This window comes from Streptomyces humidus (genome assembly GCF_014649655.1).
GTDB lineage: Bacteria > Actinomycetota > Actinomycetes > Streptomycetales > Streptomycetaceae > Streptomyces > Streptomyces humidus.
On record NZ_BMTL01000011.1, the window covers coordinates 89,517 to 115,015 of the forward strand.

At 74.3% G+C, this 25,499-nt stretch carries 19 protein-coding genes; 4 read left to right on the forward strand and 15 right to left on the reverse strand.

Annotated features, from left to right (window positions below):
- Positions 1–80: 80 nt before the first annotated feature.
- The 6 genes from IE239_RS15025 to IE239_RS15050 all read right to left on the reverse strand — a co-directional run bounded on the left by IE239_RS15025 (position 81) and on the right by IE239_RS15050 (position 9,073).
- On the reverse strand, positions 81–1,406 hold the full coding sequence (locus IE239_RS15025) for an ABC transporter substrate-binding protein (protein WP_190149805.1): 1,326 nt from the start codon (positions 1,404–1,406) through the stop codon (positions 81–83).
- The gene (locus tag IE239_RS15030; protein WP_190149806.1) at positions 1,403–2,260 is read right to left on the reverse strand and encodes a hypothetical protein; all 858 of its coding nucleotides are present in this window, start codon (positions 2,258–2,260) and stop codon (positions 1,403–1,405) included. The genes IE239_RS15025 and IE239_RS15030 overlap by 4 nt, the downstream gene beginning before the upstream one ends.
- Entirely contained in the window at positions 2,257–3,711 is a 1,455-nt protein-coding gene (locus IE239_RS15035) for a vWA domain-containing protein (protein ID WP_190149807.1), read from the reverse strand. Before IE239_RS15035 ends, IE239_RS15030 begins: the two co-directional genes overlap by 4 nt.
- Positions 3,712–3,813: 102 nt before the next feature.
- Entirely contained in the window at positions 3,814–5,958 is a 2,145-nt protein-coding gene (locus IE239_RS15040; RefSeq protein ID WP_190149808.1) for a tetratricopeptide repeat protein, read from the reverse strand.
- A 7-nt stretch (positions 5,959–5,965) separates the two neighbouring features.
- Complete coding sequence (locus IE239_RS15045; protein ID WP_190149809.1) at positions 5,966–7,681, reverse strand: trypsin-like peptidase domain-containing protein; 1,716 nt, start codon at positions 7,679–7,681, stop codon at positions 5,966–5,968.
- Positions 7,682–7,816: 135 nt separating this feature from the next.
- Positions 7,817–9,073 (reverse strand): MFS transporter, encoded by a 1,257-nt coding sequence (locus tag IE239_RS15050; protein ID WP_190149810.1) that lies wholly within the window; start codon positions 9,071–9,073, stop codon positions 7,817–7,819.
- Between the two features lie 214 nt (positions 9,074–9,287).
- Between IE239_RS15050 and IE239_RS15055 the strand changes: the two genes are divergently transcribed.
- Positions 9,288–10,232: a LysR family transcriptional regulator gene (locus IE239_RS15055; RefSeq protein WP_190149811.1), complete on the forward strand. Its 945-nt coding sequence runs from the start codon at positions 9,288–9,290 to the stop codon at positions 10,230–10,232.
- Between the two features lie 196 nt (positions 10,233–10,428).
- On the opposite strand, the gene IE239_RS15060 is transcribed toward IE239_RS15055, so the two are convergent.
- From IE239_RS15060 to IE239_RS15085, 6 genes are all read right to left on the reverse strand, one after another.
- Positions 10,429–11,301, reverse strand: coding sequence for an LLM class flavin-dependent oxidoreductase (locus IE239_RS15060; protein ID WP_190149940.1), 873 nt, complete (start codon positions 11,299–11,301; stop codon positions 10,429–10,431).
- Positions 11,302–11,471: 170 nt separating this feature from the next.
- Entirely contained in the window at positions 11,472–12,539 is a 1,068-nt protein-coding gene (locus IE239_RS15065) for a glycoside hydrolase family 5 protein (protein WP_190149812.1), read from the reverse strand.
- Positions 12,540–12,775: 236 nt separating this feature from the next.
- On the reverse strand, positions 12,776–13,813 hold the full coding sequence (locus IE239_RS15070; protein WP_190149813.1) for a rod shape-determining protein: 1,038 nt from the start codon (positions 13,811–13,813) through the stop codon (positions 12,776–12,778).
- 275 nt (positions 13,814–14,088) lie between these two features.
- Entirely contained in the window at positions 14,089–15,567 is a 1,479-nt protein-coding gene (locus IE239_RS15075) for an FAD-binding protein (RefSeq protein ID WP_190149814.1), read from the reverse strand.
- A gap of 419 nt (positions 15,568–15,986) precedes the next feature.
- Complete coding sequence (locus tag IE239_RS15080; protein WP_190149815.1) at positions 15,987–17,663, reverse strand: carboxyl transferase domain-containing protein; 1,677 nt, start codon at positions 17,661–17,663, stop codon at positions 15,987–15,989.
- The gene (locus IE239_RS15085; RefSeq protein ID WP_190149816.1) at positions 17,660–19,135 is read right to left on the reverse strand and encodes an acyl-CoA synthetase; all 1,476 of its coding nucleotides are present in this window, start codon (positions 19,133–19,135) and stop codon (positions 17,660–17,662) included. Before IE239_RS15085 ends, IE239_RS15080 begins: the two co-directional genes overlap by 4 nt.
- Positions 19,136–19,292: 157 nt before the next feature.
- Here IE239_RS15085 and IE239_RS15090 point away from each other — a divergent pair, with 157 nt between their 5' ends.
- Positions 19,293–20,165: an ATP-grasp domain-containing protein gene (locus tag IE239_RS15090; protein ID WP_190149817.1), complete on the forward strand. Its 873-nt coding sequence runs from the start codon at positions 19,293–19,295 to the stop codon at positions 20,163–20,165.
- Between the two features lie 147 nt (positions 20,166–20,312).
- Here the strand turns inward: IE239_RS15090 and IE239_RS15095 are convergent, their stop codons facing one another.
- Positions 20,313–20,903, reverse strand: a complete 591-nt coding sequence (locus tag IE239_RS15095) for a hypothetical protein (RefSeq protein ID WP_190149818.1) — start codon at positions 20,901–20,903, stop codon at positions 20,313–20,315.
- A 161-nt stretch (positions 20,904–21,064) separates the two neighbouring features.
- Between IE239_RS15095 and IE239_RS15100 the strand changes: the two genes are divergently transcribed.
- The gene (locus IE239_RS15100) at positions 21,065–21,838 is read left to right on the forward strand and encodes an IclR family transcriptional regulator (protein WP_190149819.1); all 774 of its coding nucleotides are present in this window, start codon (positions 21,065–21,067) and stop codon (positions 21,836–21,838) included.
- Positions 21,835–22,686, forward strand: coding sequence for an SMP-30/gluconolactonase/LRE family protein (locus tag IE239_RS15105; protein WP_190149820.1), 852 nt, complete (start codon positions 21,835–21,837; stop codon positions 22,684–22,686). The genes IE239_RS15100 and IE239_RS15105 overlap by 4 nt, the downstream gene beginning before the upstream one ends.
- A 25-nt stretch (positions 22,687–22,711) precedes the next feature.
- Here IE239_RS15105 and IE239_RS15110 read toward each other — a convergent pair whose 3' ends face one another.
- A complete protein-coding gene (locus tag IE239_RS15110; RefSeq protein ID WP_190149821.1) occupies positions 22,712–24,157 on the reverse strand; it encodes an NAD(P)/FAD-dependent oxidoreductase in 1,446 nt (481 codons plus the stop codon).
- The gene (locus IE239_RS15115; RefSeq protein ID WP_190149941.1) at positions 24,150–25,493 is read right to left on the reverse strand and encodes an MAB_1171c family putative transporter; all 1,344 of its coding nucleotides are present in this window, start codon (positions 25,491–25,493) and stop codon (positions 24,150–24,152) included. The genes IE239_RS15110 and IE239_RS15115 overlap by 8 nt, the downstream gene beginning before the upstream one ends.
- Positions 25,494–25,499: the final 6 nt, after the last annotated feature.

Here is a 25,499-nt window from a genome sequence, read left to right on the forward strand (position 1 = left end):
CCGGATCGGAACGGGAAGGGGTGAACGCGTGGGAACGCATGGGATCGAGTCGGGTCGCGACGGGTCGGGGCGGGGGTGGTTCAGGGCGTGCCGCACAGGGGCGGTGACGTGGAGCGTGCGCTGCCGAGCGCGGCCTGGACCTTGTCGAGTGCCTTCAGCAGCGGACCCTCCGCCGCGCCGTCCGCGTACTCCAGGACCGCTCGGTAGAAGGCGGCGGAGACGTCCGGGTCCATCGCGTCGGCGGCGCTGAAGCAGAGGGTGTACGCAGAGGTGTGGAGCATCCCGGCGATCTCGCCCTGGACGGCGTCGTCGTAGTCCTCCACCGCCACCTGCCGGTCGGCGGAGAGCGCGAAGCCGGGCCGGTTCACCCACATCCGCTGGGCCGGGGTGCTCGCCAGGTACGCGATGAACTCGTCGGCGCTCGCGTTCCCGGTGAACTTGCCGACGAAGTCCGCCGAGACCTGAAGGGTATTGCCAGGAGGCGACACGTACAGGTACCGGCGCTTCTTCACCTGGGCCGCGTCGAAGCCCATCGCGGAGAGGGTGCCGTGGCTCAGGGAGCACGCGGGCATGTTCTTGACGGCGGCCCTGAAGCCGGTCTTGGCCGCGTCCCCGCGGGCGCCCGCGACGAGGTCCCCCCACATGGTCCACGCCCCGTGGACGGGTCCCTTGTCCCAGTGCGCGTTTCCCGACGCCCATGCCGTGTAGGCCTGTACGCCCTTCTCGGCGAGCAGGAGGTCCGCTATCCAGTCGGCGCCCGGCCAGCCGGAGGTCGGGCCGGACTCGAGCCCGAGGCACCAGGTGTAGTGGCGGGACCGGAGAGCGGCCCAGTCCGCGGGCGGCTTCGGGGTGGCGGTGGCGTCGTACCAGACGAGGCTCTTGACGTCGGCTTTGACGGGAATGGCGTACACGTCGTCCGTGCTCTCTCCGTCCCCGCCCCCGTCCCCCTTCTGCGACCCCTGCGACCCCTGTGTCTCCGTCGTCTCCTTCGTGCCCTGGCCGTCCTTCGCGTCCTTCGTGGTGTGGTTCGTTCTGTGCATGCCGAGGCCGCGGAACGGCTGCGCGTAGTCGGCGGTGTCGACGTCGAGTTTCCGCAGCGCCCCTTCCTGCTGGTACTTGGCGATCGCCCCCACGCTGGGCAGCACCGCCAGGTCGGGTTCGGCGTCCGCGGCCACCGCCGCGTCGAGCTGCTGGGTCAGGGCGCGGGTGACCTGGGGCTCGACGTCGATGCCGGGGTGACTGCGCTCGAAGGCCTGGACGACCGCGTAGAACGCCTGGAACTCGGCGCCGGACCAGGGGACCATGATCGTCACCTTGCTGTCCGTCGGTTCGCCGCACGCGGCGGGCCCCAGGAGCAGCCCGAGGACCAGGGTGCAGCGTACGAGGGGGGCCGTCGGAATTCTCATGAGCGGGGGAACCTGTATTCCGCGAGACGGGGACGGTAGGCCAGATACGTCAGCGCGCCGGCGGCGGCGAGGACGGGCAGGGTGATCGCCACGTCGAGCGGGCGGAGCACGCACATCAGGACGCAGACCGACGCGGTGGCCAGCAGGGCGAGGACGAGCGCCGGGCTGGGATAGCGCCGGAAGCGCCGGGCGACGATGCGGCAGGTCGCGCAGACCAGCAGCAGCATGACCGCCGACGGCGCCATGAACAGCGGCCACAGCAGACGGCGGTCGCGCCAGTCCGACTCGAGCTGGACCCGCTTGGCGTCGCTCTCCACCCGCTGGAGGTCCAGGAGCGACTGTTCGAGGCCGCCGGTGAACGGGACGTCCTGTCTCCCCTGGTGTTCTCGTGCGGCGTGCAGCGCCTCGCCGACCTTGCCGACGGCCGGGGCCCCGTCGAGAACCGCCGCGTCGGCCAGCTGCACGCTGGTGGCCAACTGGCCCTGGACGAACTGGATATGGCTCAGTCCCCGCTTCCCGGCCCCGTTGCCCTCCGTCGCCGAGGTGAGATGGGAGCTGATGCGGGCCGCGGCGTTGGCGAAGTCGGCGCCGACGCCGGTCAGGGAGATCGACACGGGGTCGTCGATCCGGGAGACGGCTTCGAGCGCGGCCCTCGCTCTTGTGGCCTGCTCGTGCGCCTGCCGGATGTCGTCCACCGCCTCCTGCGTGCGTTCGGACGCGGCGATCTGCGCTTCGGCCCGGTCCGCCGCCACCAGGCACAGCAGCGTCGTCACGGCCAGCACGCCCAGCACCCCCGCCCTGAGCCGGCGCAGCACCACGACCGGATGGGAATCGCGCAGCCCTCGCCCGGTCACAGGGCGTCCATCGGTTCGTCGGCCGTGCCCGCGTCCCCGAACCGGTGCCCGCACTCCTCGCAGTACTTGGCCGTCGGCGACGTGGACGTCGTACGGCACCGCGGGCACACGCGGGGAGACCCGGCGTTCCGGGGAGACCCGGCGTCCTGGGGCGGCAGGTCGTGCGGCTCGGCGAGCCGTCTCGCCGTCTTGGTCGAGTCGACGCCGATCCCCAGGATCCGGCCCCGGGCGACGTCCCGCCGCACCTGCGGCCGGCCGTCGGGTCCGTCGACGGCGACCGCGCGCAGCGAGCCCAGGCGCGCGGAGTCCCGGAGGGATTCCGCGAGGCCGAGTGCGAGGCGCAGTTCACGGTCGGCGCGTTCGAGGTCGCCGCGCAGATGGGCGTCCGCACAGGCGCGCATGGCCATGCCGAGTTCGCGTTCGTTCTCGACCCGGGTCAGGTCGGGGGAGCGGGCGATGCCGAAGCCGGGCGTCGAGCGACGGCGCACGACCATGGCCGCGCTCTCGGCGCAGGGCCCGCGGGTCCCGTCGGGGAACTCGGCGTGCAGGGTGATGCGGGCGGCGCGCAGGGTCTCGTCCACCGCCAGGCTGTGGGGGTCGACGCGCAGGGAGATCTGGTACTGGCGGCTCTCCGGGGGCCAGGAGCCGAGAGGGACGTGCGTCTCCTCGCCCCTCTGCTGACGTGCCGTCAACTCCGCTTCGACGGGGCGGGTCTGCCGGACGAACGCGAGCTCGAAGCGGCTGTTGAGACGCAGGCCCAGATACACCCGGGGCACGACGATCCGCTGCGCCTCGCGCATCAGGCGGGTGAAGTCCCCGGCGAGGTCGGAGAGCGTGACGACGGCCTCGGCGGAACCGTGCAGCGCCTCGGTGACGCGCAGGAGTTCGGTGTAGCGCCAGTCGTCGCCCAGGCCCCTGGCGTCGCAGACGAAACGGTCGGTGCAGGACGCGAGGATCTCGCCGAGCTGCTCGGGCGTCTCGTGCTCGTCCTTGCCGTCGGTGTACAGCACCGCGTGACGCACCGTGCCGGGGGACTCCACCGAGTCGAAGAGGCCGCGGGCGCGCGCCAGCCACGTCCCGATCGCCGTTCCGCCCTCCGGGAGTTGACCGGCCACCCGGAGCTTGGCGTCCTCCCGGGTGCGGGCGTCGACCCGGGCCAGGCCGCCCGACGCCGGGAAGATCACGTCGGCCTCGTGGTTGCCCGCGACGACGGCCAGCAGCGTTCCGTCCCGCAGCGTGTCGATGGCCGCCCACATCGCGCGCTTCGCCTCGTCCAGCTTGTGGCCCGTCATCGACAACGAGCGGTCCATGATGAGGATCTCGGCGCTCGGGCTCTGCGCGGACGAGCCCGCGGCGGAGTCCGCCGTGACGGTGATCAGAGCGTCCGCACGTCGCTCGTCGTAGGCCAGATCCGAGGGCGCGTCCACTTCCAGGGCGAAACTGAGCCCCAACGGCGACCTGTCCCCCACCGGCATCATCCGATCATGTCGCTGTGCGCGTCGCGTGTCCCTCACGGAGCGTGCAGGCGTTCTCGACGGAACGTGCAACTGAGCTTAGCCTGCCGGACGTTGCTCCGAAACGGGAATGACCCGTTCTGCATGCTTTCCGCGCCGTCCCCAAGTCAGCGCCGGACGCAGCTGGTTGGCCAGGTCCACCAGTGCGACGTACTCGCGCTCGGTCGGCGCGTGGTGGCGGAGTGCGCGGATCGCGTCGGAGAGCTTCAGCCGGTCGCGGGTGCGCAGGAACTCCGCGTACTGGATCTCGGCCCGGAGGGAGGCCGCCGCCGCGTCGTCAACGTCGAGGCCGGACAGGGCCGCCCGGGCCCGCGCCACGTCCTCCTCGGCCGGCGCCGCGAGGCCGCTCTCCGGGACGACCATGACGTGCAGGCGCACGGCCGCCACGCGCGCCTCGCGCTCGTAGCGGAACTCCTCGGCCAGCTGTTCGGCGACGGCCACCGCCTTCGCGCGCTCACCGGCCGACAGCAGGACCCGGGCCAGGCCGAAGCCGGCCGCGCCGAGCGCGGGGGTGGTGTCGAAGACCATCCCGTAGTGCGAGCGGGCCAGTGCGCGGTCCCCGCGCAGCTCGGCGCACAGCCCGAGCCCGAGGGGCGGTATCAGCTCACCGGGAAGCGCCCTGCGCACCTGGCCGAGCACGACGGCGGCCCGCCTCGGACGGCCGTCGGCCAGCGCGATCAGGCCGCAGTACCAGTCGTGCAGCCAGTGCCAGTCGGGCAGGCCCGCCGCCCGCAGGTGGGCCGCGGCCGCCGTGGCGTCCTTTCCGCGCAGGGCGAGCCGGATCTCCGCCAGCGTGGCGCCGGCCGACCCGGTGACCGCCGGGTCGTCGGGGTCGGACAGCGGCGCCGGGAGGGCGGCCGCGATGTCGCCGGGATCCGGCGAGGAGAACGGCGCGGGCATCCTCAGCAGCCCCCTCCCGTCCGGCTGCGCCCCGACCCAGTGGGCCAGCGGCCGGGCCGAGCCCAGCCCACCGTGCAGCGAGCCGGCCATCGACCCGAACAGGGCCGACGGGCGCGCCACCTGACGGCGCGTCGGCGGAGCCGCCACGACCTGCCGGATGACACCGCTGAGCTGCTCCGCGAACTGCCGGGCCGACACGAACCGCCACCACGGCCGCTCGGGGTCCGTGGCCCGCTCCAGCAGCAGGTGCAGCGAGTCGACGCCCGGTGCGGAGCGGTCCGCCCAGCGGGAGCGGCATATCTCGCGCAGGGTCATCCCCAGTCCGAACAGGTCGAAGCCGGGGGTGGGCAGCAGATGCTCCGGGTCGGACTCGGGCGGCGCGAACGGCTCCGTGTACGCCACGACCTTCCCGGTGTCCTTCGTCTGGCTGCGCACCGCGCCGAAGTCGATGAGCCGCACCCGGTCGAGCGCGCCCGCCGGGCCCTCCTCCCGGAAGCGGATGATGTTCAGCGGCTTGACGTCGCAGTGCAGCAGGCCCCGGGCATGCAGGTAGTCGAGCGCCTGGAGGACGCGGACGCCGTGCGCGAGGAGGGTCTCGAGGCGGTCGCCGTCGCGGGCCGAGAGCGGTTCGCCTGGCACGTACTCGAGGACGAGGTGCGGCCCTTCGTGCTCGTAGCCCAGGATGCGGACGATGCTGTCGTGCCGGAGCCCGACCAGGACGTCCCGTTCGTGCCGGGCGGTCTTGGCCACCGACTTGTGCAGGGCCTTGAGGACCACCCGGGTGGCGAGATTGCGGTCATGGGCCAGATAGGCGGCGCCGTACGCCCCGGAGCCGAGGACGCGCTCGACCTCGTAACGGGCGGCGATGACCAGGCCGTTGGGCTGGGCGAAGTCGTAGTGGTTGCCGCAGGCCGTGCAGAAACCCTCGATCCGGCCCGGCTCGCCGCCCTGACCGCGCCCGACGGGCAGCCCGCAGGAGGGGTGCGGGCAGAACCGGTGCTCCTCGGCGACCGGGCCCGACGGGCTCGGCGGGCTCGGCGGGCTCGGCGGCATGTCCGGGGGCTGGTCGGAGTCGACCAGGCCGAGGCCGTACCAGGGGTCCGGCCGTACGTGCGCCACGCCGACGCCCGCCACGACCCGCGCCGGCGGATCCGGCTCGCGGCCGGGTCCCGGCGACGCGACGTCGTCCTGCGGCAGCGGCAGCCGGTCGCAGACCGGGCAGAAGCCCTGGTCGTCGATCGGGCCGCGCCCGCAGTCGGGGCGGTTGCACAGGGGAGGGCTCATCCAGCGGTCACCTTTCCTCCAACCGTCGGCCGACCTCGTCGATGTAGCGCCTGACCAGGGTGCGGGCGGCCCCGAGGTCGATCGGCTCGGTATTCAGCGCGCGGAAGGCCGGGGCGTGCCGGTCGGCGAGGAGCCGGTCCTCCTCGCCGAAGTGGCGCGCGGCCCGCACACGGTGCAGCTCCAGGAGGGCGGTGAGGTCCTCGTGCGCCGCGAGCAGCCGGCGCAGGTCGTGATCGAACCGGGCCAGTTCGGCGCGGGCGTCGTCGGCCCGCTCGTGGATCACGGCGAGTTCGGGGTTGGGCTGCGTCGTCCGGGCCACGGCCAGCCGGACCCGGAGCCGGGGCGCGGCGCGGGGCGGCAGCCGGGGCGCGGCGAAGAACCGCACGCCCCGCTCCTGGTGCAGCGCCGCCGCCGCGTCCTCCGCCGCCGCGAGCTGTGCCACGACCGTGCGGACGGCCGCGGCGGTCACGTTCCGGGTGGCGTTGCCGCGCAGCGGTTCGGGGTCGAGACACACGTCGTGGGCCAGACCGGCCGGCGTCACGCCCTCGAAGCCGAGGACCAGGCGGACGCCGCGCGACCGGGCCCGGGCGGCCAGCGGCCCCAGCAGCTCCCCGAGCAGCGCCTCCGGGTCCTGGGCGCGGTCGACGCCGCCCACCACCAGACACGCGGGCGGCCTGCGGCGCAGCAGTTGCCGCGCCACCTCGTGGGGGTCCCCGCCGGGGAGCCCGAACCGGCGCGTGAGGTATCCGCCGAGGTCGGCGACCGACCGGCCGCGCGCGTCGTAGGCCGCGTCGATGGTGCCGAGCCCGAGGACGGTGTCGCCGGGTGCGCCGGTCAGCTCGGCGTCGCTGACGGTGGCCCGGGCCGCCGGATCCGCCGTGCGCACCAGGCGGACGAGCCAGGAGTCGCCCACCGCGGTCGTGCCGCCGGTCCCGACGATCACGGTGCCGCACCAGCCGCTGTCCAGCAGCCGTGTGAGCTCCTGCGTCAGCGCGAGCCGCAGCGGGTCGCCCAGCACGTCGCCGGGCAACTCGCCCCGCGAGGGCCCCAGTTCGTCGTTGCGGTCACCGCCGGTGAACTCCTCGATGCGCGGCAGGTACGTCAGGATCGTCTCCGTCGGCAGCATCCAGGCCGCCTTCGCGTCGCCGTTGACGTAGTCGGCCACCACGATGCCGATGACGCGGCCGTCGAACTCGCCGCCCACCGCCATCGCCCCGGCGCCCGAGTAGCCCCGCTCGATCCACGGGTCGCCCTCGCGCATCCGCTTCAACAGGCCCCACTCGCCCTGCCGGTGGCCGGATCCCGCCAGCCGCGCGTCCGCCCCCATGCCGAACGGCTCGTCCTGGGGGAAGCCGTACACCTGGACGGTGCCGCCGGAGAGGGGGGCCTTCCACAGGGTGGTCCGGACGCGGCAGTCGGCCGGTTCGTCGAGTTCGAGCAGCGCCACGTCGCCGCGCTGCGTGTCGTGGTCGTGGACCCAGGTGCCCGGGGCCACGTGCGCGGTGCGGCTCCACTCCGGACGGCACGCCACACTGCTGACCCGCACCCCCGGGCCGGCCGTGCCCCGGGGCGCGGCGCCGGGCGCGGCTCCGGCGTGCCGGAGCACGTGGGCGCAGGTCAGCACATGCCGGTCGTCGAGCAGCACGCCCGCGCCACAGGGCGCGCCTTCTGCGTCGTCCACCCTCACGCGCCACGGACGGTCACTGTGGTGATGCAGCGCCATACGCCCAAGGTATGGCAACCGGCCTCATATTGCCGGGGGTTGTCGAGACGGGATCGATTCCGGCCGGGGGCCGGGGTCAGGGCCGGGGCAGCGGGGGGCGGGTGACGCCATGGGGCGCGGCCCGGTGTGGGTGTGTCAGGCCCGGCTGGGGGCCGGATCCCGCTCGGCGTCCTGCCGCGGGGCGAGGTCGTGCCGGGGGAGCAGGAGCGGGGTGATCAGCATGAGGACACCGGCGACGGCGATCGCGGCGCGGGGGCCGACGACACCCGCCAGCAGACCCCACAGGGCTGTCATGGCCGCGATGGTCGCCTTGCTGGTGACCGACCACGCCGACAGGGTGCGGGCGACACGGTCCGTCGGCGTGCGGTCGAGCCGGAAGGCGGCGAACACCGGGGTGAACACGCCCATGCAGGCGATCAGCCCGAACTCGACCGCGACGATCAGCACGAGCCCGGGCACGCCGGGCCGGACGAAGGCCGGCCCGAGGGACCAGCACGCGCGCAGCGCCCCGGCGGTGAGCATCACCCTGTGCCGTCCGAACCGGGACACGAGCGGGCGGGCCAGGCGTGAGCCGAGGATGCCGCCGAGGCACGGCAGCCCGAAGGCCAGACCGTACTGCCAGGGGGCGAAGCCGAGCTCGCCGAGCATGAGGACGGCGAGCAGCGGCGCGGTCGCCAGGATCAGACCGTTGACCAGGACCGTGTTGAAGAACAGGGGCCGCAGGGCCGGGTGGGCCAGGATGAACCGCCACCCTTCGAGCAGATCGCCGGGGCGGAGCCGCGCGCCGGGCCCGCCGGCGCGCACGGGACGCGGCTCGCCGCCGCCGATCGCGCGGATCCCCGCGGCCGACAGCAGATAGCTGACCGCGTCGGCCACGACGGTCGTCACCGGGCCGAACAGCCCCATCGCGGCCGTGCCGACCGGCGGTCCGAGCACGGTCGCGGTCCAGTCGGTGGACTCGAACCGGCCGTTCGCGACGACCAGGTCCTCCGGTCGCACGAGCGCCTTCAGATACGCGCCGCTCGCCGCGTTGAACGCGATGTCGGCCGCCCCGACGACGACGGACACCACCAGGAGCTGGGCGAAGGTCAGCAGACCGGCCGCGTGGGCGGCGGGCACGGTCAGCAGCGCCGCGCACCGGGTCAGGTCCATCGCGATCATCACCGGACGCTTGCGGCGGAACTCCACCCACGGGCCGAGCGGCACCGCCACGGCGGCCCCCACCGCGAGCCCGGTGGCGGCGAGCGCCGACACCTCGGCCGGCCCGGCGTGCAGCACCAGGATCGCGATCAGGGCGAACGCGTCGAACGCGAGCCGCGTGCCGAAGGCGCTGACCGCGTACGCCGCCCACAGCCACCCGAACCGCCGGCCCAACGGCCTCCTGCCCCCCATGCTCAGCGCGCTCCTCGATGTCCCGTCCGAACGACCCCGGCGCCGGTTCGGCACCGTCGGCACCGGTCGGCGGCCACCGGCATCGACCGGCATCGACCGGAGCCGAACCGGCGCCGACCCGTGGGGGAGAGCTAAGCGAGCGGCACAACCGCAGGTCAAACAACCGCGGCGCCCGCAGGGCACAACCACGCGTTGTGAACTAGGGTGCGTCGGCGTGGATCTCGAAGCCGTACGCACCTTCGTGGCCGTCGCGGACGCGGGCCGGTTCCAGGAAGCCGCCGCCGACCTGTCGATCACCCAGCAGGCCGTCTCCAAGCGCATCGCCGCATTGGAGAAGGACCTCGCCGTGCGGCTGTTCACCCGCACGGCGCGCGGAGCCCGGCTCACCGCCGACGGCCAGGCGTTCCTGCCCCACGCCCGCGACCTCCTGCGGGCCGAAGAGCGGGCGGCCGACTCCGTACGCCCCCGCCGCCGCGCCCTGCGCGTCGACGTGATCAACCGGCGGATCGCACCGGCGGCCCTGCTGCGCGGCTTCCACGCCGCGCATCCCGGGACGGAACTCGACGTCGTGACGCTCTTCGACGCCGGCACGGCCGTCGCGGCCGTCCGGGCGGGCACGATCGACGCGTCCTTCCGGGCCGTCGCCCCGGCCCCGCGGCAGCTCCCCGACGACATCGGGACGGCCCGCGTCCTCGACGACCCCCTCCGCCTCCTGACCGGACGGGGCCACGAGCTCGCCGGAGCCGGCGCGATCACCCTCGCCGAACTCGCCGGGCAGAGGATCTGGATGCCCGGCAACGCCGACGGAACCGAGTGGACCGCCTACTACGACCGACTCGCCGCCGAGTTCGGACTGATCATCGATGCGACCGGCCCCAACTTCGGTTCCGACGCCCTCCTGGAGTCGATCGCAGGTTCCTCCACGCTGGCGACCTTCGTCGGCGAACACGACCGGCTCGTCTGGCCCGCCCACTACGACCTGCGACGGATCGTCGTGCGCGACCCGACGCCGGTCTACCCGCACTCACTGGTCTGGCGCCTCGACAACCCCCATCCCGCCCTCGCCGCTCTCCGCGCCCACCTCGACTCCACCCGCCCCGACGCCCCCGGCGACACGACCTGGCCGCCCGACCGGCCGGACCGGACGACGATGCCGTGAGGGCCGGGGGCGCGAGGCGGCGCCGTCGGGCAGCCCGGTCGCGTCGACGACCGGCACGGGGGCACCGGCGGCCGGCATGGGGCGCAGGCGGCCGCGGCCGTGCGGCCCGCGCACGGGCCTTGCGCCCGCGGCGCACCGCAGGGCGGCGTCCGGACGGCGGCCCGCGGTTCTGCCGTCCCGGGCCGTCCCTGGCCGGCTAGCCCTTGACCTGGGCCAGCAGCGCTTCGAGCTGGCCGAGCGGCTCGGGGCCGACGATGCGCAGGACGACGGTGTCGGCGCCGGAGTCCCGGAGGGCGCGGATGTCGTCGGCGGCGCGGGCCGCGGTGCCGGACACGGTGAACACCTCGTCCTGCGGACGGCCGAGCCACGCGCCGTGCCCCTCGGTGTGCGGGTGCAGCGTGCGGGCGACCTCGTCCGGGTCGTCGCCCACGCAGGTGAAGGACAGGACGGTCAGGGTGTGCTCGGGGCCGGCGCCGCCCTTGCGGGTCAGGGCCCTGATGTTCTCCAGGTCGCTCGGCCCGTGGCCCTCGGCCACCAGCGTGCCGTCCGCGACCCGTCCGGCCAGTTCGAGCGAGCGGGGCCGGACGACGCCCGCGACCACCGGCGGTACCTCCGTCGGCGGATGCACCAACTGCACGCCGTCCAGGCGCACTTCCCGTCCGTCCAGCTCGACCCGCTCACCGCGCAGCAGCGCGCGCACGGAGGTGACCGTCTCCTCCAGGAGGGAAAGCGGTGAGCGGGGCGCGACGCCCACGGACTCCATCCACTCCCGTACCCCGTGCCCGATCCCGGCCACCAGCCGCCCGGGGAACACCCTTGCCAGGGTGGCCAGTTCCATCGCGAGCAGTGCCGGACTGCGCAGCGGGGCGGGTGCGATGCCGATGCCGACCCTGAGACGCCGGGTGGCTCCCAGCGCCACGGCCGCCGCCGACACCCCGCCGTTCCATCCGAGATCCTCGACCACCCAGAGGTCGTCCACCCCGAGCGCCTCGGCCCGCCGGGCGAACCCGGGCAGGCCCTCCGGCGCCCAGTCGCGGTCGTACATGACACCGATCCGTACATTCGCCACGTTCGTCATCGAGTTCCTCCGTGGATGCTCCGCCGTTCACGGGTCGGAACCTACGCGGCGAACGGCGAGACGATCAACGGGATACCGGGGTCGGGAGCCGAGCGCGCGGGCCCGCCGGGTTCAGGGGCGGCGGGCCCGCGGGCGGGGTGGGGGGAAGGGGGAGGGAGGTGTCAGTTCTTGACCGGCTTGCCGCGGCCCCAGCCCCAGGCGAGGCGGTCGGCGCCCGACTGGTTGGTGGTGGCCAGCCAGGGGCGGTCGGCGGGGCCGACGAGCTTCTGGAGGGAGTACGTGTCGTCGGTGCGCAGGCCCGGCCAGTACACGGAGCCCATCTTCAGCTCGCGGAAGGTGTCGGTGACGGCCTGGACGTAGTTGACGAAGTTGTCGTCGTGGCCGGGCGCGGGCTTCACGTCGTAGTTCAGGCCGGTGGTCATCGGCGCGCCGAACTCGTCCGCGACGGTGCGGCCGGCGCAGTCGCCGATGCGCACCTTCAGGTCGGCCACCCACTGGTCGTAGGTCGCGTAGTCCTTCCAGAACCCGTAGTGGTGCAGGGAGAGGTAGGTGCCCTTCAGGCGCGGGTCGGCGCAGACCGTGGTGACGTGGTCGTTGTAGCCGGCGCCGCTGACGAACACGCGGTTGCGGGGCACCTTGGAGTACGTCGACAGCCACTTCGCGGCGATGTCGGCCCACTGGGCGTCCGTATAGCCGTGCGGCTCGTTCATCGGCTCGAAGTAGACGCGCCTGTCGTTCTTGTACGTCTTGACGACGGTGTTCCACATCGGCCAGTACGCGGCCTCGTCGTCGATGAAGCCGTCCTTCTGCGCGCCGGTGCCCTCCCAGTAGGAGACGATGACCTTGAAGCCCTGGTCGGACGCCGCGTCGATCACTGCGCGGTAGGACTTCCAGTAGGCGCCGTTGACCGTGTAGGGGTTGATGGGCAGCCGCACGGTGTTGGCGCCGAGGTTCGCCCGGAACGCCGCGATGATCCGGTGGGCCTTGGCGTAGGTCTGCCGGTAGCTGTCGGTGGTCTTCAGGCCGGACAGCTGGAGGTAGTCGTCGGCGAAGTTGTCGCGTGGGTCGGCCCAGTTCACGCCCCTGAACTGGGTCGTGTCGGTGGCCGGCGCGGCGGCGGACGCCGGGGCGGCGGCGAGGGAGGCGCCGCTGACCGCGGCGAGGGCGACCGCGACGAGAGCGGAGCGCACGTGGGGGGACAGGGAGGCTCTGGCGGGGGACTTGCGCATCGACTTGCCCTTTCGGCTCTGATGTTTGCGTAAACATCCAGCTCCGCGGATGGCTGATGTTTACGTAAACATGGCGGCGCCGGAATCGTGGCACCCGGCCAGGTGATCGTCAAGGTGTCGAGCGTGTTACGCGAGTAAAGCCGTGAGGCGGAGGCGGGGGCGGGCGGCCGGGCGCCCGGAGGCAGCCGTTCGGAACGGATCGGCCCCTGTGAGCGGCGGGGCGGCCCCGGATCGCCTCAGGCGCCCAGCGGGTCCAGCGTCAGCGGCTGGATCTTGCCCTCCAGCATGGCTCCCAGGCCCTGGGCCGCGCAGATGTCCGGGCGCTCGGCGATGTGCACCGGCATGCCGGTGGCCTGACGCAGCATCTGGTCGAAGCCGGGCAGCAGGGCGGAACCGCCGACCATCATGATCCCGCGGTCGGCGAGGTCGGCGACCAGGTCGGGCGGGCACTCGCGCAGCACCCGGCCGATGCCGTCGAGCACGGCCGTCAGCGGGGTCTCGATGGCGTCGCGGACGGCCGCGGTGTCGACCTGCACGGTGCGGGCCAGGCCGGTGGCGACGTCCCGCCCGTGGATCTCCGTGCACGCGGGCCCCTGCGCGGTGAGCCCGTTGCCGGACAGGGCGAGCTGCAGGGGCCGCACGGACTGGCTGGGCAGCATCAACTCATGCTCGTGGCGCAGGTGCTGGACGATCGCGTGGTCCACCGCCTCACCGCCCACCGGGATCCGTTCGGCGGTCACGATCGAGCCGAGGGAGAGGACGGCGACCTGGGTCGCGGCCGCCCCGCACACCATGATCATCGTGGCTTCGGGGCGCTCGACGGGCAGCCCGCAGCCGACGGCGGCCGCGATCAGGGTGTCGACGAGTTCCACGCGCCGGGAGCCGAGCCCCACCAGGGTCTCGATCGCGGCGCGCTGGGCGAGCGGGTCGGCGTCGTGCGGGGTGCACGCGGCCGCGCGCAGGAACGGCTTGCGGCGCAGCTGGCGGCGGATCTTGTCACCGATGAGATGGCGCAGCATGCGCTGCGCCATCTCGATGTCCACGACCGTGCCGCCGGAGACCGGGCGCACCACGCGGATGTAGTGCGGGGTGCGCCCGGTCATCCTCTCGGCGAACTCGCCCACCGCGATCAGCGCGCCGGTACGGGTGTTCACGGCGGCGGCCGACGGCTGGTCGACGACGAGCCCGGCGCCCTTCACGTACACCCGCGTCCGCGCCGCTCCCAGGTCGACGGCGAAGTGGCAGCGGCGCAGCTGCTCCAGACTGGCGGTCATGGCGGGTCCTCCCGAGAGCACAGACCGTGGCGGCCGCCGGGCGGTCGGCCTCCTACGCATCGTGCGGGGGCGCGGGGGGACCCGCCTCTTCTGGTGGGCCGGGCGGGGTGCGGCCGAACGGGTGGTTCTTCCCGTCCGGTCCGCAGTCCGCAGTCCGCAGTCCGCAGTCCCGTCGTCCGCAGTCCGTCGTCCCCTGTGTGCCGGTCGGTCCGCCGTCCCCCCGTGTGCCGGTCGGTCCGCCGTCCCCCCGTCCGCCGTCCCCGTCCGCCGGTCCGTCAGCCGAAGACGCCCTGGCCCGGGACCAGGATGCCCCGGGGGTCGTAGGTGCACTTCGCCGAGGCCAGGGCCGCCCAGGCCGGCCCGAAGTGCGCACGCCAGTCGGCCGCTGTGAGGCGGATGCTGCCGACGGGGTAGTGGGTGCCGCCGGCCGCGGCCGTGGCCTCGTAGGCGGAGCGGTTGAAGTCCAGCAGGCGCTCGACGGCGGCGGTGTCGTCCGCCGGGGCGGCGCTCAGGACGTCGAAGAGGTACGACACGTCGTCGTCGGAGGTGCGCAGCAGCGGGGCGGTGAGACGGTCGCGCAGCAGCGGGTAGAACAGGATGACCGCGCCGGGGCCCGCCTCGGCCGGGGTGAGGCCGCTCAGCACCTGCGCGCCGAGGGCGGCGGCGGAGCGGCCGGGCAGCATGAGGTTGAGCCAGGGGTGGGCGAACGTCCAGATCCCGGCCTCCTTCATGGCCGCGATGACGGGGGCCAGCCGGTCCAGGAAGTCGTAGTAGGGCTGGTCGACGATCTGCGCGGAGGCCGGGTCGTGGCGCAGACCGCGCAGCAGGGCCGCGTCGTCCGGGGCGGGCCCGACCGGCGGGCCGTAGGCCACGGCCTCCATGACGTGGACGCCGAACGTGCCGGCCGCGTCCGCGTGGACCTGGCCCTCGACGTAGTCGAAGCGGCCCTCCTGGACGAGCACGCGCTGGTCGTCGAGGAAGGTCTCCAGGTCGCCGTAGGCCAGCTGGTAGCGGCGCACGGTCTGTGGCGCGGGCACCAGGCGCAGGGTCGCCTCGACGATGACGGCGCACTGGCCGAGGCCGGCCAGGACGGCGTGGAACAGGTCGGCGCGCCGGGTGGGCGAGCAGCGCACGAGCTCGCCCGCTCCGGTGACGACCCGCAGTTCGGTGACGTTGTCGACCTGGGCGCCGACCCGGTGGGCCTGGCCGCCCAGACCGCCCACCGACAGGGTGCCGCCCACGGAGAGTTCCAGGTAGTCGGTGAAGACGGGCGGGGTGAGCCCGTGGGCGAGGGTGGCCCTGGCGACCGCGCTCCACTTGGCGCCGGCCCCGACGGTGACCGTCCGGCCGGCCGTGTCCACGGCGCCGATGTCCGCGAGGGCCGCGGTCTCGACGACCAGGCCGCCCCGCACCTGTGCCTGGCCGAACGGGGCGTGGCCCTGGCCGCGCGGTGCGACCGGCAGCCGCTGGTCGTTGCAGAACCGGACCATGGTGACGACGTCACGGACCGAGCCCGGACGCAGGACCGCCGAGGGACGGCGGTGCACGATGTGCCCGTAGTCGTCGGCCGCAGCGGTGAGCGAGGCGTCGTCCGTGACGAGCGTTCCGTCCAGGCGGGGGACCCGGGCCAGGTCCGCGCCCGGCTCCGCCGCGGACGCGGCCCAGCTTCGGGCGGCGGTGTCGAAGCCGACCACCGTTGCTCCGGTGACCGTGAGTCCGCGCAGGACGGTGCGTCTTGACGGTGTGCTAGGCATGCGCGATTCCACCTATCGATCTCCACGAAATCTTCAAATACGCGTCAGCCTAAGCCAGTTCCCGCCTGCCTTGTGCGCCTTTCGCCGGTGGACGCGGGCCGCGACGACGGCCCGGGCGAGGGGGTGGGACGGGCGAGGGGGTGCGGGGAGGCTCGCGGCGCCGTCCCGCGTGCAGGCGCGTTACGCGTGCGCGGGCCCTTCCAGGACCGTGCGGGTGCCCCTCCCAGGACCGTGCGCGGGCCCTTCCAGGACCGTGCGGGTGCCCCTCCCAGGACCGTGCGGGTGCCTCTTCCAGGACCGGGCGCGGGCTCCTTCGAGGACCGGGGTGAGGGACGGGCCCGTGACGTCGGGGCCCGCTGGGGCCCGGCCCCGGACCGCGGTGGGATCACGCGCGAGACCGACGAGGCGCGGGCCCGTCGTCACGGACGGTGCTCGCCGCCCTTGTCTCGCGTTCGCTGCGCGTTCGTGGCCCGGATCACCCCCAGCTCGACCAAGTCCTGTGGCCGAATGCGCAGTTGCTCGGCCGTTGCCTCCGTCTGTGCGGGGGACCGCTTGAGGATCGCGGCCGCCGACTCCGGCGCGATGACGGAGAAGTAGCTGTCCGGCGTCGCCCAGGTGCGGCCCGGCGCCGCCAGGGCCAGCGCGCCGCCCGAGCCGCCCTCACCGATCACGAGCGTGGTGATCGGCGTGCGCGCGGCGGCGACCACGCCGAACAGCTCAGCGATCGCCGCGCCCGCGCCCTGGCGTTCCGCCTCGGCGTCGTTGGCCGCGCCCGGGGTGTCCACCAGGGTGAGCACCGGGATGCCGAGCCGCTCGGCGAGCCGGATCAGCCGGACTGCCGTGCGGTAGCCGGCGGGCCGGGTGGCCGCCCCCGTCTGGGCGGCGTACGCGACGGTGCGGCCCTGGTGGACGCCGAAGCCGCACAGCATCCCGTCGGGGTCGACGCCGCCGCACCGGTCGCCGGAGATCGCGAGCCGGTGCGTGAAGTAGGCGTCCAGATAGGCCCCCGCGCGCGGCCGCCCCGCCGAGCGGGCCCGCCGCACGGCGTCCCAGCCGGTGGCGGGCAGCCCGCACTCCCCGAGAGCCCCAGGAACGGGCGCCGCCGCGACGACGCCCCCGGCCTCCCGGCCGCCCCCGGCCCACGAGCTGTCCTCAGGGCCTGAGGCGTTCCCGGCCCCCGGGACCCCCGGGGCGTTCCCGGCCGCGGGGACGGCACACGCTGTCCGTCCGCCGGAGCCGACCGGCGGGGCGGGCGCATCGGGCTGCTCGTTCGTCAGTGCCGGTGCCGGTGCCGGTGCCGGTGCCGGTGCCGGTGCCTGTGCCTGTGCCTGTGCCTGTGCGGGTGTCGGTGCATGTGCGGGTTCCGGTGTCGATGTCGGTGGGCCGGAGGCCGCTGCGGAGGCGACGGCCGTCGACGGGGCGCCGTCGGTCAGGAGGCGCAGCCAGAGGGCGAGCACGTCCCGCAGTTCCGCCACGGGCACCACCGCGTCCGCCGCGCCCGCGGCGACCTGTGCCTCCGCCGTGTAGGCGGCCGGGTCCGCGTCCGGAGGGCGCACTCGTGAGCCGGCGAAGCCGACTTGAGCGCCCGGCAGCGCCAGCACCACGTCGGCGCCGGCCCCCAGGGTGGCCCAGCCGCCGCCGGTCGTGGGGTCCCGCAGGACCGCCACCTGCGGCAGGCCCGCCTCCCTCGTGAGCGCGGACTGCCTTGCCACCCGCTGGAGTTGGGTGAGCGCGAGCATGCCCTCCTGCATGCGGCTGCCGCCGGTGGCCACCAACGGCACGACCGGGAGCCGGTGTTCACGGGCGTACGTGTACGCCCCGACCAGCAGGTCGCCGGTGCGCTCGCCCAGCGAGCCGCCCAGGAAGTCGAACTCGAAGGCGATCAGGACGGCTCGGGCGCCACCGACGGTCGCCGTGCCGCACACGACCGACTCCGACTCGCCGGTGCGCTCGGCCGCGCGGGCGCGGGCGGCGTCGTAGCCGGGCCAGCCCAGGGGGCCGTCGGGGGCGGACGGCCGCTCCTCGTGCGGGAGCCGGACGAAGTCGTCTGCGACGAGGGCGATGACCTCGCGTGCGCTCGTACGTCCCGTCGTCATGACGGCAGCGCCCGCTTCATGATCTTGCCCATGTCGTTGCGGGGCAGCGCGTCGAGGTACCGCACCACGCGGGGCCGCTTGTGCGGTGCGAGCCGGCGGGCCACGTGGTCGGCCAACTCGCCTTCCTGCGGCGGCTTCCGGGGGTCCGCGGGCACGACCCACGCGACGATCCGCTCCCCGAGGTCGGCGTCCGGCTCGCCGGTGACGGCGGCCTCGCGCACCCCCGGATGCTCCAGCAGCGCGTTCTCGATCTCCCCGGCCCCGATCTTGTACCCGCCGCTCTTGATCAGGTCGGTGGCCTTGCGCCCCACGATGCGGACATAGCCGTCGGGGTCGCGCACGGCCACGTCGCCGGTGCGGAACCAGCCGTCGGCGGTGAAGGCGGCTGCGGTCGCGTCCGGGCGGTTGAGGTACTCGGTGAACAGGTTCGGACCGCGCACCTGGATCTCCCCGACGCCCTCCCCGTCGTCGGCGCGGACCGGCGCCCCGTCGTCCTCGACGAGCCGCAGTTCCACGCCCGGCAGCGGCACCCCGACGGTTCCGGCCCTGGCCTCTCCGTCCGCCCGCACGGAGGTGTTCATCAACGTCTCCGTCATGCCGTAGCGCTCGACGACCCGCCGTCCGGTCGCCGCCGCGATCCGCTCGTGGTCGTGCACGGGCAGCGCGGCCGACCCCGACACCAGCAGCCGGGCCCCCGCGAGGGCCTTGGCCAGCTCCGGGTCGGCGGGCAGCGCCTCGGCGATCCGGTGGTACATCGTCGGCACCCCGAACAGCATGGTCGCGCCGCCGCTCAGCTCCCGTGTCACGCCCTGCGTGTCGAACCGCCCGAGATGCCGTACGGACCCGCCCCGGCGCAGCGGCCCGAGGACGCCCAGGACCAGCCCGTGGACATGGAACAGCGGCAGCCCGTGCACGAGGACGTCCTCCTCGGTCCACTGCCAGGCGTCGGCGAGCGCGTCCAGGGTGGCGGCGATCGCCCGACGCGGGATGACCGCGCCCTTGGGCGGCCCGGTGGTGCCCGAGGTGTAGACGACGAGGGCGGGGTCCTCCGCGCCGACGGCCTCACCGGCCGCCGCCCCCGAACCCCCGCGCACGTCGACATCGGCATCGACGTCGGCATCGACGTCGACGTCGATCCGCCGCAGAGCGCGCAACGGGGCGGGCAGTTCCACGCCAGGCGCCGCCAGCACCAGGGCGGGCGCGCTGTCGGACAGGATGTGCCCGAGCTCCTTCTCGCCCGACTTCGGATTCAGCGGCACCGCGGCGGCCCCGGCGAGCAGCACGCCCACGACGCCTACGGCGGTCTCCAGCGACGGGGCGGCCCACACCGCGACCCTCCCCGCCCCCCGCACCCGCCCGGCGACGACGCCGGCCGCCGCCGCGAGTTCCGCGTACGACAGCGAGCGCTCGCCGAACCGCAGGGCGGGGCGCGAGGACGGATCGTCCGACAGGGCCGGGAAGAGAGAGGTCACGCGAGTACTCCTTGCGGGCGGCGAACGAGGACGACAGGACCTTCCTACCCCGCGGCGCGTGCGATCGGGCCGGGCGGGCGTTTGATCCCGCTCACTTCGCGGACCCGCCTTGTTAGCCTTCCGCTGATCGGACAGTCGTACGAAGAGGGAGTCCGTCGTGGCCCGTGTCGCGCTCGTCACCTACGACCCCCGGCCGCAGGCCGGCAGGGACGTCGATCTGCCGGTGCTGGCGGAGGCGCTGCGTGAGGCCGGCGCGGAGGCGGACCGGGTCTTCTGGGACGACGTCGACGTGGAGTGGGCCTCGTACGACCTCGTCGTCATCCGTTCCACCTGGGACTACAGCTGGCGTGCGGACGAGTTCACGGCCTGGGCGCAGAAGGTCGCCGCCGTCACCCGGCTGGCCAACCCGGCCGCGGTGGTGCGCTGGAACGCCGACAAGCGGTACCTGGGCGAGCTGGCGGCGGCCGGGGTGCCGACCGTGCCGACGCGCTACTTCGCGCCCGGCGAGCAGGCCGAGCTGCCCGACGGCGGCGAGTACGTCGTCAAGCCCGCCTCGGGTGCCGGCGCCCGCTACGCCGCCCGCTACACCCCCGACGGCCACGAGACGGCCGTACGCCATCTCGCGCGGATGCACGCCGAGGGGCTGACGGCGATGGTGCAGCCGTATGTGCGCGGCATCGACACCGGCGGTGAGCGGGCCCTGCAGTTCTTCGGCGGACGCCTCCTGCACGCCAGCCGCAAGCGGGCCGTGCTGGCCCCGGGCACCGCCTTCGACGCGGAGAAGGTCGCCCATCCCGGGCTGGAGCCGTGGACGCCGACCCCGGCCGAACTCGCCGTCGCCGAAAGCGCTTTGGCCGCCGTGCCCGAAGCGCCCGAGCTGCTCTACGCCCGGGTCGACCTCGTGGACGGCGACGACGGGCGACCGCGGGTGATGGAGCTGGAACTGGTCGAGCCGAACCTCTTCCTGTTCCTGCACCCGCAGTCGACGCCGAAGGTCGTGACGGCGATCCTGGCGGCAGCTGACCGCTGACCGCTGACCGCTGACCGCTGACCGCTGACCGGCCGCGGACAGCTGACCGACCGCCGACCGCGGGCCGGCCGTGGCCCGCTGGTCCGGTGCTCTGCCCGGTGCTCTGTCCGGCGTCGGCCCGGCGTCCGTCGGCCGGTGTGCGTCGGGCTACCCCTGGACCGACGTCCGCTGGAGCAGGCCCCAGGTGAACTCGGCGACGACCTCCCGGCGCACGCCCCGTCCGTCCGGTGCGGTGAAGGCCAGTCCCCAGCGACCTGGGGCCGTGCCCTCCAGGGGGCGGGCCGGGGCGAAGGCGAGGGCGGCCTCGTCGACCGTGCAGGACCAGGGGGCGAGGTCGTCCAGGCTCTTCAGGGACGGCGGCCGGGCCCCCGGTGCGCGCACCAGCCACTCGTTCCAGACAGCGCCGGTCGGGGCGAGCAGCACCTCGAAGCGCAGCCCGGGCCAGAGGGAGACCGGCCACTGCCAGGCCTCGCAGTCGAGGTCGCCGACCCGGCGGGCCGTTCTCGACTCGGGTTCGCCGAGGACCGAGCGGTAGCGGGCGAGCGCGCCCCTGGTGTGCGGGGAGTGGACCATGGCCTGCCAACGTTTGTTGGCTTCTCGCATCTGCGTCAGGGAGACTCCCAGGCCGTGACGGGCGTCCTCCACCAGATCCGGGTTGTGGTCGGCCATGCGGCGCAGCAGGACCAACTGGAAATCGAGGGCCGTGAACGAGCCGGCGAGGCGTTTCTGGGTCGGCATGCGTCCCATCCTGGCGCACCGGCAGTGCCGTTCGGGGCCACCCTGCGTTTCCCGGCCATTGCCCGGCGCAACGGCGTATGACAGCCTGTGTTCGTCATGCCGATCGCCTGTTGATATCTCGAACACAGGCACTGACCACCGACTAAGGGAGGGGGCCGGTCGTGGGACGCCTCGTACCTGCCGTGACCCGAGCTCTCGACATCCTCGAGCTCTTCCTCGACGGGGACGGTTCGCTCTCCGCCCCCGACATCGTGCGCAAGCTCCAGCTTCCGCGCACCACCGTGCACGAACTGGTGACCACGCTCTCCGCGAGGTCGTACATCGTGCCCGTCCCCGGACAACCCGGACGGTACCGCCTCGGCGTGCGTCCGTACCAGCTCGGCAGCCGTTATGCCGAGCAGCTCGACCTCGCCGCCGAGGGGCAGCAGGTCGCCCGCACGGTCGCCGAGACGTGCGACGAGACGGTCCACGTGGCGATCCTGGAGGGCACGGACGTCATCTACATCGCCAAGGTCGACTCCACGCACGCGGTCCGGATGGTCTCGGCCGCGGGCCGGCGTCTCCCGGCCCACTGCACCTCCGTCGGCAAGATGCTGCTGGCCTCGCTGCCCGAGTCGGAGCTCAGCGCGCGCATCCCCGACGACGCGGACCTCGTGCGGATGACCCCGAACAGCATCACCGAGCCCGACGCGCTGCGCGAGGCCCTCGCCGAGATCCGGGAGCGGGGCGTGGCGGTCGAGAACCGCGAGTCCAACCCGGACGTCAGCTGCGTCGCGGCTCCGGTGCGCGACCGCACGGGCCGGGTGGTCGCCGCGCTGTCCATCTCGGTGCCGATGATCCGCTGGAGCGACGAGCGGCGCGGGGAGCTGGAGCACCTCGCCGCGAAGGGCGCGGCCGAACTGTCCGAACTGCTGGGATACCGGAGCGTGGCATGACGACGTCGTACGAGGTGGCCGTGCGGGCCGAGGCGACCCTCGGCGAAGGACCGACCTGGGACCCGGCCACCGGCCGGCTGCTCTGGCTCGACATCCTCGGCTCGCGCCTGCACGCCTACGACCCCGCCACCGGCCGCCGCACGGTCCGGGCGACCGACCAGCACGTGGGCGCGGCCAAGCCCCGCACGGGCGGCGGCCTCGTCCTCAACCTCCGGGACGGCGTGGGCCTGCTCGACCCCGACGGCAGCTTCCGCTGGCTGCGGCACGAGCCGGTCCCCGGCCGTCGCGCCAACGACGCCGCGGTGGCGCCCGACGGCTCCCTCTGGGCCGGCACCATGCGCTACGACGAGGCGCCCGGCGGCGGCACGCTGTCCCGGCTCGCCGGCGACGGCTCGGCCGAGCTGATCCTCGACGACGTCGCGGTCAGCAACGGCACGGGCTGGAGCCCGGACGGCACGCTGATGTACTACATCGACTCCCCGACGCGCCGTGTCGACGTCTTCGACTTCGGGGCGGACGGCAGGGTGAGCGGCCGCCGCACCTTCGTCTCCGTCGAGGACGGCGCCGGTTTCCCCGACGGCCTCACCGTCGACGCCGACGGCTGTGTGTGGGTGGCCCTGTGGGACGGGGGAGCGGTACGCCGTTACACCCCGGCCGGCGAACTGGACCGGGTGATCTCCCTGCCCACCCCGAGGGTCACCGCGTGCGCCTTCGGCGGCGCCGGCCTGACCGACCTCTACGTCACCACGGCCCGCGTCGGTCTGACGCAGCCGCACCCGGTGGCGGGGTCGCTGCTGGTGATCGCGGACGCCGGAAAGGGCCTGCCCCAGCCCGCCTTCGCCGGCTGACGGCCGGGCCGGCCGCCCCCGGCCACTACTCCAGGCCCGCTCGCAGGCCCGCCCGTTCGCGCTCGGACGGGGTCAGCGGCGGGCCGGGCAGCGGCCGCCTGAGGGGCCCGGCGGTGGCTGCCAGCAGGACCGTCGGGGTCAGCAGGACCTGCGGGCCCCGCTCCAGCGACGTCACGTCGGTCACCCGGCGGGCGATCCGGCCGCTGCCGGTGGCCGTGAGCATCAGACGGCCCACGTACGCGGCCAGGAGCCGGTCGCGGAGCGTGGGGCCGTTCTCCGTGGCGCCCGGATAGAACACGTCCTGGCCGACGGCGAGGTCCCAGGCGCCGCCCGCCGGGCGGGCCACCGCCCGCTGGACGCGACGGGACAGCCCGGCCGAGCCCCAGCCGTGCCGCCGGACGGCGTCCCGCAACGCCACCGCGCTCTGGGCGGCGACCGAGAGACCGTGGCCGTAGAGCGGGTTGTACGCGGCCAGCGCGTCGCCGAGGACGGCGAAGTTCTCCGGCCAGGCCGCCATCCGCTCGTAGTAGCTGCGGCGGTTGACGGTGGCCCGCGTGTACGACACATCCGAGAGCGGCTCGGCCCGCTCCAGCAGTTCCCCGATGACCGGGTGGCGCAGCTCCTCGCGGGCGAAGCGGACGAAGTCGTCGTTCTCCGCGGTCGGTTCGCCGCCCCGTGTGCCGTTGAGGGTCACGATCCAGCGGCCGTCCTCGATGGGCAGCAGGAACCCCGCCCGGCCCGGACGGCCGTCCCGCGGGTCGGGCTGCACGTTGACGATCGGATACCCGGACCGGGCCTGCTCGGGCGCCAGATAGAGCCGGCTCGCGTAGGCGAGCCCCGGGTCGACCTCGCGCCGCTCCACCGCGGGCAGACCGAGGGCCTGGAGCCACCCGGCCGCCCGCGAACCCCGCCCGGTCGTGTCGACGACCAGGGCGGCGGGGACGGTCCGTTCCGGACCGGACGCCGAGCCGTCCCGCCCGTCCGTCCCGCCCCGCGTGCGCACCCGCACTCCCGTGACGGCCCCGGCGTCCCCGACCAGGCCCGTCGCCTCGGTCCCGGCGAGCAGTTCGATCCGCTCGTCGGCGAGGACCCGGGCGCGGATCGTCGCGTCGAGCAGGTCGCGTCCGGCGAGGATCACGTGGTGGGACTCCGGCCAGCGGCGGAACCAGCCCCGCGGGCCCAGGACGACCATGTCCGTCGTGACCGGCGACCGGCGCGCACCCGCGTCCCGCAGGGCCCCGGTGACGCCCGGCAGCAGTTCCTCCACCGCCCGCACCCCGCCCGACCACAGCATGTGGGCGTGGCGCGCCTGGGGCAGGCCCCTGCGGGGCGCGGGGCCGTCGGGCAGGACGTCCCGCTCGATCACGACGACCCGGTCGGCGAAGCCGCTCAGGGCGCGTGCGGCGAGCATGCCAGCGTGGGATCCCCCCAGCACTACGGCGGTTCTGGCGGGGTTGGAGGGCTCACTCATGCGTGGACATGCTCTCTGCCGGGGCGGCCGCGTGGGCGCGGACCGCCTGGAGGTCGAGGGGGCGGCGAAGGGCGCGGGACACGGCCTGGATCTCGCGCAGGAGATAGGTGGTGTCCGGCCCGGAGGAGGAAGGCCCCGAGGAGGAAGGCCCGGAGGAGGAAGGCCCCGGTGAGGCGGGCGCAGAGGAGGTGCGCGAGGCGCCGGTGGCGGGGGAGCCGCCGGCCACGGGGGATGCGGGGGACGCGGTCCGGACGCCGGTCCGCGCGGACTCCGCAGCTTCGGGCGTCCCCGCACCGCGCTGCGACCGCTCCCTCGTCTGCACGGCGTCCAGCAGCGCGACGCCCGCGGCCAGGGCCTGCGCCCGGCCGCGCTCGAAGCCGAGGGCGACGGCGGCGTCGTAGGACCGGGCGCGCAGGTCGTCGTCCAGATGACGGGCCAGTTGCAGCAGGGCGTCGCGGATGAACGTCTCGCGGCGGATCAGCCGCAGTTCGGGGGTGGCGCGCAGGTCGAACGGCTCGCGCCCGCCGGTGACGGTCCGCATCAGCCGGGACAGCGGCTGCAGGCTCCGGTGCCGGCGGCGCACCCGCCAGCGCTCCTGCAGATACTGGCCGGCGTGCGGCACGATGAAGCCGATCGCGACCAGCGTGGCGGCGATGCAGGCCGCCGACGGCGCGATGCTCGTGTTCAGCCAGTCCAGGTCGTGACCGGTCCAACGGGCCGCGACAGCCGTCAGTTTGGCCGCGCTGAACAGCAGGTTGGTGACATAGCCGGCCCCCAGGAAGCGCAGCCCCCAGCGCAGCCAGGCGTCGAGGCCCTCGGTGCGGCTCCAGTTCCACACCAGCCGTGCGGTGACCGAGCACGCCACCGTGTGCGCGAGCAGGTAGAGCAGGATCTCCTCGCGCATGTACGGCGTGTTGGCGTAGTACGTGTCGAGGTCGCGGATCCGCTCCACGGGCACGTCGGCCAGCGCGAAGAGCACCCACAGGGCGACCACCACGCCCGCGTAGACGGAGACCACCCAGCGCGTCGCGCGCCGGGTCTGGGCCGAGCGCTCGGTACGGCCGTTGCGCCAGGCGATGATCAGCAGCAGCCAGGACGCGGACAGCGCGGTGAGCAGGGAGTACACCCAGGGCGCGGCGATGTTCGGCACTCCGGTGACCCGGTTGGTCCAGGCGATGGTCTTCGGGGCGGCGAACACGAACACCGCGCAGGCGAACACCAGCAGGCCGCCGACGGCGCGCAGCAGCGGGTCCCGCCAGAGTTTGAGGATGCTGGGCAGTTTGATGGCGAGGGCCGCGCCGAGCACCGCGGTGGGCAGCCAGAAGGAGATGTACATCCCGTG